A 13,258-nucleotide genomic window follows, 5' to 3' on the forward strand; every position below is an offset into this window, starting at 1 on the left:
TCCGCGAAGGCGGTCGCACCGTCGGCGCCGGCGTGGTTGCCAAAATCATCGCGTAATCGCCCTTTGCGGGGCACAAGCCAGTAGGGGTATAGCTCAATTGGCAGAGCGTCGGTCTCCAAAACCGAAGGTTGTAGGTTCGATTCCTACTGCCCCTGCCACCCAACAGGAACGTATCGGACTCTGAATCCACCCTGTTGCGTGGTTGACCAAGCCCACCGAAGTCGTGAAGACCTCTGGTGGGCTTGCGTGTCTCAAGCTTTCGGGTTTTTGACGCGCTTTTTGTAAGAATTGTCTGGATACCCATGGCCACTTCCGAAGTTCAAACCGTCCACACCGGCGCCGACAAGGCCAAGCTGGCCGGTGCCGTCCTGCTGCTGCTGGGTGCGTTCGTGGCGTTCTATCTGCTGTCGTCGCGCGGTGCGCTGGCGCAGTGGGGTGCGCTGATCGTGCTGCTGGGCGGCGCCGTGGTGGTGTTCGCGGTGTCCGAGTCCGGCAAGCAGCTGATTGCTTTCGGCCGTGATGCCTGGCGTGAAGTCAAGAAGGTGGTCTGGCCGGCCCGCAAGGAGGCCATCCAGATGACGGCCTACGTGTTCGCGTTCGTGTTCGTGATGGCCCTGTTCCTGTGGCTGACCGACAAGACCGTCGAATGGGTGTTCTACGACCTGATCCTGGGCTGGAGGAAATAATGAGCGAGCAAAACAGTCCCGTGACCGATGGGGTCGCCGCCGAAGGCATGCGCTGGTACGTGGTGCATGCCTATTCGGGCATGGAGAAGGCCGCCGAACGCAACATCGTCGAGCGCATCAACCGCGCCGGCATGCAGGACAAGTTCGGCCGCATCCTGGTCCCCACCGAAGAAGTGGTGGAGATGAAGAACGGCCAGAAGCGCACCACCGAACGCAAGTTCTTCCCCGGCTACGTGCTGGTGGAAATGGTGATGGACGACGACACCTGGCACTTGGTGAAACACACCAACAAGGTGACCGGTTTTGTGGGTGGTGCAAAGAACCGCCCGGCACCGATCTCCGAGGAAGACGTTCAGAAGATCGTCAACCAGATGCAGGAAGGCACCGACAAGCCGCGCCACAAGGTCGAGTTTGTCGTCGGCGAATACGTGCGCGTCAAGGAGGGCCCGTTCACGGACTTCAACGGCACGGTGGAAGAAGTCAACTACGAGAAGAACAAGATGCGCGTGTCGGTGACCATCTTCGGTCGCGCCACGCCCGTCGAACTCGAGTTCAGCCAGGTCGAGAAGACCTGAGTTTTTTCGTGGCACAGGCGGGTCGGCCCGACGCCTGTGCCATTTGTCTTTCCCGGGTCCCCAACCGCGAGGAGGTTGTCCTGATGGCAACCGTCTGCACTCGCAGGAGCTAAAAAATGGCGAAAAAAATCGTCGGCTTCATCAAGCTGCAAGTGCCAGCTGGTAAGGCCAACCCATCCCCTCCAATCGGTCCGGCGCTGGGTCAGCGCGGCCTGAACATCATGGAGTTCTGCAAGGCGTTTAACGCCCAGACCCAGGGCGTCGAGCCCGGTCTGCCGCTGCCGGTGGTGATCACCGCCTTCGCGGACAAGAGCTTCACCTTCGTCATCAAGACGCCGCCTGCGACGGTCCTGATCAAGAAGGCCATCAAGCTGGACAAGGGCTCTTCGGTGCCCAACAAGAACAAGGTCGGCAAGATCACGCGCGCTCAGCTCGAAGAGATCGCCAAGACCAAGATGAAAGACATGTCCGCTGCCGATGTGGACGCTGCCGTGCGCACCATCGCCGGTTCGGCCCGCTCGATGGGCGTGATTGTGGAGGGCGTGTAAATGGCCAAGCTGACCAAAAAACAGAAAGCCTTTGAAGGCAAGGTCGACAGCACCAAGCTGTACTCGCTGACCGACGCACTGGCCATCATCAAGGAATGCGCGAACGCCAAGTTCGACGAATCCATTGACGTCGCCGTGCAACTCGGCGTGGATGCCAAGAAGTCGGACCAGGTGGTGCGTGGCGCCGTCGTGTTGCCCAACGGCACCGGCAAGACCAAGCGCGTGGCCGTGTTCGCCCAGGGCGCCAAGGCTGAAGAAGCCAAGGCCGCCGGCGCCGACATCGTCGGCATGGACGACCTCGCCGCCGACATCAAGGCCGGCAACATGAACTTCGACGTGGTGATCGCCTCGCCGGACGCCATGCGCATCGTCGGTACCCTGGGTCAGGTGCTGGGCCCACGTGGCCTGATGCCCAACCCGAAGGTTGGTACCGTGACGCCCGACGTCGCCCAGGCCGTGCGCAACGCCAAGGCTGGCCAGGTGCAGTTCCGTGTCGACAAGGCCGGCATCGTGCATGGCACCATCGGCCGCCGCTCGTTCGACGCCGACAAGCTGCAGGGCAACCTGGCAGCCCTGCTCGACGCGCTGACCAAGGCCAAGCCGGCCACCAGCAAGGGCGTGTACCTGCGCAAGGTCGCCGTGTCCTCCACCATGGGTGTGGGCGTGCGCGTCGACATCCAGTCCGTCTCGGCGTGATCGCCGGTTAAGGCGAGAAGAAGAATTCGGGCCGCTTCGGTGGCCTGGGTGTGGTGGGCCCGCAGGACGGTTGCAGAACCGGCTTGCGGGGCCATCCAAGACCGTTGGTGTCGGGTGAAATCCTTCGGGATGCCGTCCGACTTAATTGTGAAAAGCCAACGCAGATGGCGATCCCGCTGCAGATGGAACAAGTTCCGAAACAGTTGGTCGCTGCAATGAGGCGTGCCCCAGGTCCCAGGACCGCGGGCACATTTAAGGAGTAGACCTTGAGTCTGAATCGCAGTGAGAAAGAAGCGGTCATTTCCGAAGTGACCAGCCTCGCCGCAAAAGCTCAAACGCTCGTGATGGCGGAATACCGTGGCATCACGGTCGCGAACATGGACAAACTGCGCGTGGCAGCACGCAGCAACGGTGTCAGCCTGAGTGTGTTGAAAAACACCCTGGCTCGCCGTGCTGTGGCTGGCAGCCCGTTTGAAGTGGCCGCTGACCAGATGTCCGGTCCGCTGATCTATGGCTTCTCTGAAGACGCTGTGGCCGCCGCGAAGGTGGTGGCCGATTTCGCGAAAACCAACGACAAGCTGGTGATTCGCGGTGGCGTGTACGGAGGCAAGGCCCTGGACGTCGAGGGCGTGAAGACGCTTGCCAGCATTCCTTCGAAGGAAGTTCTGTTGGCGCAGCTGTGTGGCTTGCTGATGTCGCCCATTTCGCGTACGGCCGTTGTGCTGGGCGCGCTGGCGGCGAAAAAAGGCGAAGGCGCTGCCGCACCGGCAGCCGAAGAAGCGGCCGCCGCCTGAGTGGCGAGCACCGTTGTTTCAACCCAATTGTTAGGAAATCAAAATGGCATTCGATAAAGACGCATTCTTGACCGCGCTGGACAGCATGACGGTCATGGAACTCAACGAGCTGGTGAAAGCCATCGAAGAGAAGTTTGGCGTGAGCGCTGCTGCCATGGCAGCACCCGCAGCCGGTGGTGGCGGCGGTGCCGCTGCAGCCGCTGAAGAGAAGACCGAATTCAACGTGGTGCTGGTGGAAGCCGGCGCCAACAAGGTTTCGGTCATCAAGGCCGTGCGCGAAATCACCGGCCTGGGCCTCAAGGAAGCCAAGGACCTGGTCGACGGCGCTCCGAAGAACGTGAAGGAAGCGATTGCCAAGGCCGACGCCGAAGCAGCCGTGAAGAAGCTGGTGGAAGCCGGTGCCAAGGCCGAACTGAAGTAATTCAGCCGCCTTCAGGGGCTGGAGTGCTCGACAAGGGCCTCCAGCCTTTGGTGCTTTCTGAGCACACCCCGTTCAGGGCCTCTGGCCTCGCGCAGGGTGTGCCGAAGGAACACCGCCAAGCAGATTTTCCAAGTCTGCTTGGCAGTGTTTTCTGACCCCGACTGCAGAAAACGACTTGGTTCGGGCCTGTGTGCAACGCACAGGCCGTCCGCCAATGGTTGGTAGAGGCCAGCCACCAAGAAAGTCACCAGGCGTGCACCCTGGTAGGCAAGACAGTCGCCGCAGACCTCAAGCCCGGAGATCTCATGGCCTCAGCATCGAATTACTCATACACCGAACGCAAGCGCATCCGCAAGAGCTTTGGTACCCGCGAAAACGTTCTCGCGATTCCTTACCTCCTGCAGATGCAGAAGGACGCCTACACGGCGTTCCTGCAAGCCGACAACGCCCCCAAAAAACGCACCAACGAAGGCCTGCAGGCCGCGTTCGAGGCCGCTTTCCCCATCGTCTCCCACAACGGTTTTGTGGAGATGAAGTTCGTTGAGTACAACCTGGCCAAGCCCGCCTTCGATGTGCGCGAATGCCAGACCCGCGGCCTGACCTTCGCGTCGGCCGTGCGCGCTCGCGTGCAGCTCATCATTTACGACCGCGAGTCCTCGACCTCGCAATCCAAGGTCATCAAGGAAGTGAAAGAGCAAGAGGTCTACATGGGCGAAGTGCCCCTGATGACCGAGAAGGGCTCCTTCATCATCAACGGCACCGAACGTGTGATCGTGTCGCAGCTGCACCGCTCGCCCGGTGTGTTCTTCGAGCACGACAAGGGCAAGACGCACAGCTCGGGCAAGCTGCTGTTCTCGGCCCGCATCATTCCCTACCGCGGCTCCTGGCTCGACTTCGAGTTCGACCCCAAGGACGTGCTGTTCTTCCGTGTCGACCGTCGCCGCAAGATGCCGGTCACCATCCTGCTCAAGGCCATCGGCCTGACGCCGGAAACCATCCTCGCCAACTTCTTCGTCAACGACCACTTCCGCCTGATGGACAGTGGCGCGCAGATGGCCTTCGTGCCCGAGCGCCTGCGTGGTGAAGTGGCTCGCTTCGACATCACCGACAAGAGTGGCAAGGTCGTCGTGGCCAAGGACAAGCGCATCACCGTGCGCCACACCCGCGAGCTGGAACAGTCTGGCACCACGCACATCAGCGTGCCCGAAGACTTCATGATCGGCCGCGTCGTGGCGCGCAACATCGTGGACGAGGACACCGGCGAGATCATTGCCAAGGCCAACGAAGAGCTGACCGAAGCGCTGCTGAAGAAGCTGCGCACGGCCGGCGTGCAGGACCTGCAGTGCCTGTACACCAACGAACTCGACCAGGGCGCGTACATCTCGCAGACCCTGCGCATCGACGAAACCGCCGACGAGTTCGCCGCGCGCGTGGCCATCTACCGCATGATGCGCCCCGGCGAGCCGCCGACCGAAGACGCGGTGCAGGCCCTGTTCCACCGCCTGTTCTACAACCCGGACACGTACGACCTGTCGCGCGTGGGCCGCATGAAGTTCAACGCCCGTGTGAGCCGCGACGAATCCACCGGCCCGATGGTGCTGTCCAACGAAGACATCCTGGCCGTGGTCAAGATTCTCGTGGACCTGCGCAACGGCCGTGGCGAAGTCGATGACATCGACCACCTGGGCAACCGCCGCGTGCGTTGCGTCGGCGAACTGGCCGAGAACCAGTACCGCACCGGTCTGGCGCGTATCGAAAAGGCCGTGAAGGAACGTCTGGGCCAGGCCGAGCAAGAGCCGCTGATGCCGCACGACCTGATCAACTCCAAGCCGATTTCCGCGGCCCTGAAGGAGTTCTTCGGCGCGTCCCAGCTGTCGCAGTTCATGGACCAGACCAACCCGCTGGCGGAAATCACGCACAAGCGCCGCGTCTCGGCCCTGGGCCCGGGCGGTCTGACCCGCGAACGCGCCGGCTTCGAAGTGCGCGACGTGCACGTGACCCACTACGGCCGCGTCTGCCCGATTGAAACGCCTGAAGGCCCGAACATCGGCCTGATCAACTCGCTGGCCCTGTACGCGCGCCTGAACGAGTACGGCTTCATCGAAACCCCGTACCGCCGTGTGGTCGAGGGCAAGGTGACGAACCAGATCGACTACCTGTCGGCTATTGAAGAAGGCAAGTACGTGATCGCGCAGGCCAACGCCGTGCTCGACGCCGAAGGCCGTCTGACCGGTGACCTGATCTCCGCTCGTGAAAAGGGTGAATCCATCCTGACCCCGGCCGACACCATCCAGTACATGGACGTGTCGCCGGCGCAGATCGTGTCGGTGGCCGCCTCGCTGGTGCCGTTCCTCGAGCACGATGACGCGAACCGCGCGCTGATGGGCGCCAACATGTCGCGCCAGGCCGTGCCCGTGCTGCGTCCCGAGAAGCCGCTGGTCGGCACCGGCATCGAGCGCGTGGCCGCGATCGACTCCGGCACCGTCGTCACCGCCAAGCGCGGTGGTGTGGTCGATTACGTGGACGCGACCCGCATCGTGATCCGCGTGAACGACGCCGAAGCCGTGGCCGGTGAAGTCGGTGTGGACATCTACAACCTGATCAAGTACCAGCGTTCCAACCAGAACACCAACATCCACCAGCGCCCCATCGTCAAGAAGGGCGACAAGCTGGCCAAGGGTGACGTGGTCGCCGACGGCGCCTCGACCGACCTGGGTGAAATCTCGATCGGCCAGAACATGCTGATCGCCTTCATGCCCTGGAACGGCTACAACTTCGAAGACTCGATCCTGATCTCCGAACGCGTGGTTGCCGACGACCGCTACACCTCGATCCACATCGAGGAACTGGTGGTCATGGCGCGTGACACCAAGCTGGGCGCGGAAGAAATCACCCGCGACATCCCCAACCTGGCCGAGCAACAGCTCAACCGCCTGGACGACTCCGGCATCATCTACGTCGGCGCCGAAGTGCTGCCCGGCGACGTGCTGGTCGGCAAGGTCACGCCCAAGGGCGAGACCACGCTGACGCCGGAAGAGAAGCTGCTGCGCGCCATCTTCGGCGAGAAGGCTTCCGACGTGAAGGACACCTCGCTGCGTGTGGACCAGGGCTCTTCGGGCACCGTGATCGACGTGCAGGTCTTCACCCGCGAAGGCATCACGCGCGACAAGCGCGCCCAGCAGATCATCGACGACGAACTGAAGCGTTTCCGCCTGGACCTGAACGACCAGCTGCGCATCGTGGAAGCCGACGCCTTCGACCGTATCGAGAAGCTGCTGGTGGGCAAGACCGCCAACGGCGGCCCGAAGAAGCTGTCCAAGGGCACGACCATCGACAAGGCCTATCTGGACGACGTCGAGAAGTACCACTGGTTCGACATCCGCCCGGCCGACGAGACCGTGGCTGCCCAGCTCGAGTCGATCAAGAACTCGATGGAGCAGACGCGCCACAGCTTCGACCTCGCGTTCGAAGAAAAGCGCAAGAAGCTCACGCAGGGCGACGAGCTGCCGGCTGGCGTGCTGAAGATGGTCAAGGTCTACCTGGCCGTCAAGCGCCGCCTGCAACCTGGCGACAAGATGGCCGGCCGCCACGGCAACAAGGGTGTGGTCTCCAAGATCGTGCCCGTGGAAGACATGCCGCACATGGCCGACGGCACCCCTGCCGACATCGTGCTGAACCCGCTGGGCGTGCCTTCGCGCATGAACGTCGGTCAGGTGCTGGAAGTGCATCTGGGCTGGGCCGCCAAGGGCCTGGGCCAGCGCATCGGTGACATGCTGCAAGCCGAAGCCAAGGTGGTCGAGCTGCGCAAGTTCCTGGAAAGCATCTACAACCAGGCCGGCAAGAAGGAAACCCTCGGCGATCTGAGCGACACCGAGGTGATCGAGATGGCCGAGAACCTGCAGACCGGTGTGCCGTTTGCCACCCCGGTGTTCGACGGTGCGTCGGAAGACGAAATCCGCGCCATGCTCAAGCTGGCCTACCCGGACGACGTCGCCCAACTGAAGGGCCTGACGGAAACCCGCACCCAGGCGCAGCTGTACGACGGCCGCACGGGTGACGCTTTCGAGCGCAAGACCACCGTGGGTTACATGCACTTCCTGAAGCTGCACCACTTGGTCGACGACAAGATGCACGCCCGTTCGACCGGCCCGTACTCGCTCGTCACCCAGCAGCCGCTGGGCGGCAAGGCGCAGTTCGGTGGCCAGCGTTTCGGGGAAATGGAAGTGTGGGCGCTGGAAGCCTATGGCGCTTCGTACATCCTGCAGGAAATGCTCACCGTCAAGTCCGACGACGTGCAAGGCCGCACCAAGGTGTACGAGTCCATCGTCAAGGGCGAGCACACGATCGACGCCGGTATGCCCGAGTCGTTCAACGTGCTGGTCAAGGAAATCCGCTCGCTCGGCATCGACATCGAGCTGGAACGTTCCTGATTCACCGAACTTAAGGAAAGCAACCCATGAAATCTTTGCTCGACCTGTTCAAGCAGTTCACACCCGACGAGCACTTCGATGCCATCCGCATCGGCCTGGCTTCGCCGGAAAAAATCCGCTCGTGGTCCTTCGGTGAAGTCAAGAAGCCCGAGACCATCAACTACCGCACGTTCAAGCCCGAGCGCGACGGCCTGTTCTGCGCCAAGATCTTTGGCCCGATCAAGGACTACGAATGCCTGTGCGGCAAGTACAAGCGCCTCAAGCACCGCGGTGTCATCTGCGAGAAGTGCGGCGTTGAAGTCACGCAGACCAAGGTGCGCCGCGAGCGCATGGGCCACATCGATCTGGCCGCGCCTTGCGCCCACATCTGGTTCCTGAAGTCGCTGCCGTCGCGTCTGGGCCTGATCCTGGACATGACGCTGCGCGACATCGAACGCGTGCTGTACTTCGAAGCGTATGTGATCGTCGATCCGGGCATGACCCCGCTGAAGAAGTTCGCGATCATGAGCGAGGACGACTACGACGCCAAGCGCAAGGAATTCGGCGACGAGTTCATTGCCAAGATGGGCGCCGAAGGCATCAAGGAACTGCTGCAGGCGATCGACCTCGACATCGAGATCGAAAAGCTGCGCAACGACCTGACCGGCTCCGAACTCAAGATCAAGAAGAACGCCAAGCGCCTGAAGGTGCTGGAAGCCTTCAAGAAGTCGGGCATCAAGCCCGAGTGGATGGTGCTCGACGTGCTGCCCGTGCTGCCACCGGACCTGCGTCCGCTGGTGCCGCTGGACGGTGGCCGCTTCGCGACCTCCGACCTGAACGACCTGTACCGCCGCGTCATCAACCGCAACTCGCGTCTGCGCCGCCTGCTGGAGCTGAAGGCTCCGGAAATCATCGCGCGCAACGAAAAGCGGATGCTGCAGGAAGCGGTCGACTCGCTGCTGGACAACGGCCGCCGTGGCAAGGCCATGACGGGCGCCAACAAGCGCGCGCTGAAGTCGCTGGCCGACATGATCAAGGGCAAGAGCGGCCGTTTCCGCCAGAACTTGCTGGGCAAGCGCGTCGACTACTCGGGCCGTTCGGTCATCGTGGTCGGCCCGACGCTCAAGCTGCACCAGTGCGGCCTGCCCAAGCTGATGGCGCTCGAGCTGTTCAAGCCTTTCATCTTCTCGCGCCTGGAAGCCATGGGCATCGCGACCACCATCAAGGCCGCGAAGAAGGAAGTGGAAGCCGGCACGCCGGTGGTGTGGGACATCCTTGAAGAAGTGATCAAGGAACACCCGGTGATGCTGAACCGCGCACCGACGCTGCACCGCCTGGGCATCCAGGCCTTCGAGCCGATCCTGATCGAAGGCAAGGCGATCCAGCTGCACCCGCTGGTCTGCGCGGCCTTCAACGCCGACTTCGACGGTGACCAGATGGCCGTTCACGTGCCGCTGTCCGTGGAAGCGCAGATCGAAGCCCGCACGCTGATGCTGGCCTCGAACAACATCCTGTTCCCGGCCAACGGCGAGCCCTCCATCGTGCCGTCGCAAGACGTGGTGCTGGGTCTGTACTACGCGACCCGTGAGAAGATCAACGCCAAGGGCGAAGGCATGTACTTTGCCGATCTGGCCGAGCTGCAGCGCGCGCTGGACAACAGCGTGGTCGAGATCACCTCGAAGATCGCGGTGCGCCTGACCCAGTACACGCTGGACAAGGCCACGGGCGAATTCGTGGCCGCCACCTCGCTGGTGGACACCACGGTCGGCCGTGCGCTGCTGTCCGAGATCCTGCCCAAGGGCCTGCCTTTCGAAGTGCTGAACAAGGCGCTGAAGAAGAAGGAAATCTCGCGCCTGATCAACACCTCGTTTCGCAAGTGCGGTCTGAAGGAAACGGTGGTTTTTGCCGACAAGCTGCTCCAGAACGGTTTCCGTCTGGCCACGCGCGCCGGCATCTCGATCGCCGTGGACGACATGCTGGTGCCGAAGGAAAAGCCGGCCATCATCGACCGCGCCGAAAACGAGGTGAAGGAAATCGCCCAGCAGTACGCCTCCGGTCTGGTGACCGCCGGCGAGCGCTACAACAAGGTGGTGGACATCTGGGGCAAGGCCGGTGACGAGATCTCCAAGGTCATGATGGCCCAGCTGGCCAAGCAGAAGACCACCGACCGCAGCGGCAAGGAAGTGGACCAGGAGTCGTTCAACTCCATCTACATGATGGCCGACTCCGGCGCACGTGGCTCTGCCGCGCAGATCCGCCAGCTGGCCGGCATGCGTGGCCTGATGGCCAAGCCAGACGGCTCCATCATCGAGACCCCCATCACGGCGAACTTCCGTGAAGGTCTGAACGTGTTGCAGTACTTCATCTCCACCCACGGTGCCCGTAAGGGTCTGGCGGATACGGCGCTGAAGACGGCCAACTCGGGTTACCTGACCCGCCGTCTGGTGGACGTGACGCAGGATCTGGTGGTCAACAGCCAGGATTGCGGCACCTCCAACGGCACGCTGATGCGCGCCATCGTCGAAGGCGGTGAAGTGATCGAGTCGCTGCGCGACCGCGTGCTGGGCCGCACCACGGCCGAAGAAGTGATCCATCCCGAAACCCGCCAGGTGCTGGTGCCGGCTGGTGAACTGCTGGACGAAGACCTGCTCGACGTGCTCGAAGCCGCTGCGGTGGACGAAGTGAAGGTGCGCACCGCCCTGACTTGCGAAACCCGCTTCGGCATCTGCGCCAAGTGCTACGGCCGCGACCTGGGCCGCGGTGGCCTGGTGAACATCGGTGAAGCCGTCGGCGTGATCGCCGCGCAGTCCATCGGTGAACCCGGCACGCAGCTGACCATGCGGACCTTCCACATCGGTGGTGCAGCGTCGCGTGCGGCGGTGGCCTCCAGCGTGGAAGCCAAGTCCAGTGGTGTGATCGGCTTCAACGCCACCATGCGCTACGTGACCAACACCAAGGGCGAGCTGGTGGTGATTGCGCGTTCGGGCGAAATCGTCATCCACGACGAACACGGCCGTGAGCGTGAACGCCACAAGGTGCCTTACGGTGCGATCCTGTCGGTCAAGGCCGACCAGATCATCAAGGCCGGCGCCATCCTGGCGAATTGGGACCCGCTGACCCGCCCGATCATCACGGAATTCGCCGGTCAGGTGCGTTTCGAGAACGTCGAGGAAGGCCTCACCGTCGCCAAGCAGGTGGACGATGTCACCGGTCTGTCGACCCTGGTGGTGATCGATCCGAAGCGCCGCGGCGTGGCCAAGGTGGTGCGTCCGCAGGTCAAGCTGATCGATGCACAAGGCCAGGAAGTGAAGATCCCGGGCACCGACCACTCGGTGACCATCGGCTTCCAGATCGGCTCGCTGATCCAGGTGCGCGACGGCATGGACGTGGGCCCCGGCGAAGTGCTGGCTCGTATCCCGGTCGAAGGCCAGAAGACGCGCGACATCACCGGCGGTCTGCCGCGTGTGGCCGAGCTGTTCGAAGCCCGCAGCCCGAAGGACAAGGGCATGCTGGCCGAAATGACCGGTACCGTGTCGTTCGGCAAGGAGACCAAGGGCAAGGTTCGCCTGCAGATCACCGACCCCGAAGGCAAGGTGTGGGACGACCTCATCCCCAAGGAAAAGAACATCCTGGTGCACGAAGGCCAGGTGGTCAACAAGGGCGAGAGCGTGGTGGACGGCCCGGCCGATCCGCAAGACATCCTGCGCCTGCTGGGCATGGAAGAGCTGGCCCGCTACATCGTCGACGAAGTGCAGGACGTTTACCGCCTGCAGGGCGTGAAGATCAACGACAAGCACATCGAGGTGATCGTTCGCCAGATGCTGCGCCGTGTCGTGGTCGAGGCTGTGGGCGATTCGAGCTACATCGCCGGTGAGCAGGTCGAGCGTTCGGAGATCCTCAACACCAACGACGCCCTGCGCGCCGACGGCAAGATCCCGGCGACCTACAGCAACGTGCTGCTGGGTATCACCAAGGCCTCGCTGTCGACCGACTCGTTCATCTCCGCCGCTTCCTTCCAGGAAACGACGCGCGTGCTGACCGAAGCGGCCATCATGGGCAAGCGCGACGAGCTGCGTGGCCTGAAGGAAAACGTGATCGTGGGTCGCCTGATCCCGGCCGGTACCGGCATGGCCTACCACGAGGCGCGCAAGGTCAAGGAGAAGATGGACGACGAAGAACGCCGTGCCATCGCCGAGGCCGATGCCCTCTCGCTGGCCGCGGACCAGGCAGAACACGCCGATCCGGCCGACGCGTCGAGCAGCGCGAACGAGGCTGCCGAGTAAAGGGGTCACCCCCGCGCCGCCATCGGCGTCGGCAACACCTGCGGCCTGGCCAAGCCAGTTCCGCGGTGTTTCTGGACGCAGTGCACGTTGCACCGCAAACGCATCAAAAGCCCCCGGTCGTCCGACCGGGGGCTTTTTTCATGCCCGTCCGACCGGCGCCAGGCCGGGGGTGCGCGGTATATTGGCGGCGCCCACCGGGAGGTGGGCTTTGCACACAACAAGGAGTCTTCGCATGTCCGTCACGCTGTGGGTGGTTCTGGCCATCGGCCTGGTGCTGTTCTTCTGGGCCGTTGGCGCCTACAACCGCCTGGTGCGCCTGAAAAACGCGATCGCCAACGCCTTTGGCCAGATCGACGTGCAGCTCAAGCGCCGCTACGACCTGATCCCCAACCTGGTCGAGGTCGCGCGCCGTTACCTGCAGCACGAAGCGCAGACGCTGGAGGCGGTGATCGCCGCGCGCAACCAGGCGCGCAGCGCCGAGCAGACCGCCGCCGGCAACCCGCTCAACGCCGGTGCCCTCGGCGCCCTGGCCGGTGCCGAGCAGCTGCTCGGTGGCGCCCTGGGCAAGCTGTTCGCGGTGGTGGAAGACTACCCCGACCTCAAGGCCGACCAGAACATGCGCGAGCTCAGCGAAGAGCTCACCAGCACCGAGAACCGCGTCGGCTTTGCGCGCCAGGCCTACAACGACCACGTGCTGGAGTTCAACGACGCCGCAGCCCAGTTTCCGACGTTGATCATCGCGCGCCTGTTCAACTTCCAGCCTCAGGCGATGCTCGAATCCACCACCAGCGCGGTGGAGCGCGAGGCCATCCGCATTTCGATGTGAGGCACGCGATCGCCCCCCTG

9 protein-coding genes and 1 tRNA gene are annotated in these 13,258 nt (G+C 63.0%); all 10 read left to right on the plus strand.

Annotated features, from left to right (window positions below; all coding sequences use genetic code 11):
• The first annotated feature begins 82 nt into the window (after positions 1 to 82).
• Positions 83 to 158: transfer RNA gene (locus HPA01S_RS21310), tRNA-Trp, on the plus strand.
• Between the two features lie 144 nt (positions 159 to 302).
• Positions 303 to 686 carry a preprotein translocase subunit SecE gene (secE, locus tag HPA01S_RS21315; RefSeq protein ID WP_066273314.1) on the plus strand — a complete coding sequence of 128 codons (384 nt, stop codon included), beginning with the start codon at positions 303 to 305 and terminating at the stop codon, positions 684 to 686.
• Positions 686 to 1,261 carry a transcription termination/antitermination protein NusG gene (nusG, locus tag HPA01S_RS21320; protein WP_066273316.1) on the plus strand — a complete coding sequence of 192 codons (576 nt, stop codon included), beginning with the start codon at positions 686 to 688 and terminating at the stop codon, positions 1,259 to 1,261. Before secE ends, nusG begins: the two co-directional genes overlap by 1 nt.
• Positions 1,262 to 1,377: 116 nt before the next feature.
• Positions 1,378 to 1,809: a 50S ribosomal protein L11 gene (gene rplK / locus HPA01S_RS21325; protein ID WP_066273318.1), complete on the plus strand. Its 432-nt coding sequence runs from the start codon at positions 1,378 to 1,380 to the stop codon at positions 1,807 to 1,809.
• Positions 1,810 to 2,505, plus strand: a complete 696-nt coding sequence (gene rplA, locus HPA01S_RS21330) for a 50S ribosomal protein L1 (RefSeq protein ID WP_066273320.1) — start codon at positions 1,810 to 1,812, stop codon at positions 2,503 to 2,505.
• Between the two features lie 266 nt (positions 2,506 to 2,771).
• Positions 2,772 to 3,299 (plus strand): 50S ribosomal protein L10, encoded by a 528-nt coding sequence (gene rplJ, locus HPA01S_RS21335; protein ID WP_066273322.1) that lies wholly within the window; start codon positions 2,772 to 2,774, stop codon positions 3,297 to 3,299.
• A gap of 43 nt (positions 3,300 to 3,342) precedes the next feature.
• Positions 3,343 to 3,720, plus strand: coding sequence for a 50S ribosomal protein L7/L12 (gene rplL / locus HPA01S_RS21340; protein ID WP_066273324.1), 378 nt, complete (start codon positions 3,343 to 3,345; stop codon positions 3,718 to 3,720).
• 305 nt (positions 3,721 to 4,025) lie between these two features.
• Positions 4,026 to 8,150 carry a DNA-directed RNA polymerase subunit beta gene (gene rpoB, locus HPA01S_RS21345; RefSeq protein ID WP_066273331.1) on the plus strand — a complete coding sequence of 1,375 codons (4,125 nt, stop codon included), beginning with the start codon at positions 4,026 to 4,028 and terminating at the stop codon, positions 8,148 to 8,150.
• Positions 8,151 to 8,176: 26 nt separating this feature from the next.
• Complete coding sequence (gene rpoC, locus HPA01S_RS21350; RefSeq protein WP_066273333.1) at positions 8,177 to 12,412, plus strand: DNA-directed RNA polymerase subunit beta'; 4,236 nt, start codon at positions 8,177 to 8,179, stop codon at positions 12,410 to 12,412.
• A 232-nt stretch (positions 12,413 to 12,644) separates the two neighbouring features.
• Positions 12,645 to 13,238, plus strand: coding sequence for a LemA family protein (locus HPA01S_RS21355; RefSeq protein ID WP_066273334.1), 594 nt, complete (start codon positions 12,645 to 12,647; stop codon positions 13,236 to 13,238).
• Positions 13,239 to 13,258 lie beyond the last annotated feature (20 nt).

The sequence above is a fragment of the Hydrogenophaga palleronii NBRC 102513 genome (assembly GCF_001571225.1).
Taxonomy (GTDB): Bacteria; Pseudomonadota; Gammaproteobacteria; order Burkholderiales; family Burkholderiaceae_C; genus Hydrogenophaga; species Hydrogenophaga palleronii.

What these genes read in the sequence shown, in the direction of transcription:
- rplA (WP_066273320.1), top strand. Translation starts at nt 1,810, where the DNA reads ATGGCCAAGCTGACCAAAAAACAGAAAGCCTTTGAAGGCAAGGTCGAC.
- HPA01S_RS21355 (WP_066273334.1), top strand. Translation starts at nt 12,645, where the DNA reads ATGTCCGTCACGCTGTGGGTGGTTCTGGCCATCGGCCTGGTGCTGTTC.
- nusG (WP_066273316.1), top strand. Translation starts at nt 686, where the DNA reads ATGAGCGAGCAAAACAGTCCCGTGACCGATGGGGTCGCCGCCGAAGGC.
- rplL (WP_066273324.1), top strand. Translation starts at nt 3,343, where the DNA reads ATGGCATTCGATAAAGACGCATTCTTGACCGCGCTGGACAGCATGACG.
- rpoC (WP_066273333.1), top strand. Translation starts at nt 8,177, where the DNA reads ATGAAATCTTTGCTCGACCTGTTCAAGCAGTTCACACCCGACGAGCAC.
- secE (WP_066273314.1), top strand. Translation starts at nt 303, where the DNA reads ATGGCCACTTCCGAAGTTCAAACCGTCCACACCGGCGCCGACAAGGCC.
- rpoB (WP_066273331.1), top strand. Translation starts at nt 4,026, where the DNA reads ATGGCCTCAGCATCGAATTACTCATACACCGAACGCAAGCGCATCCGC.
- rplK (WP_066273318.1), top strand. Translation starts at nt 1,378, where the DNA reads ATGGCGAAAAAAATCGTCGGCTTCATCAAGCTGCAAGTGCCAGCTGGT.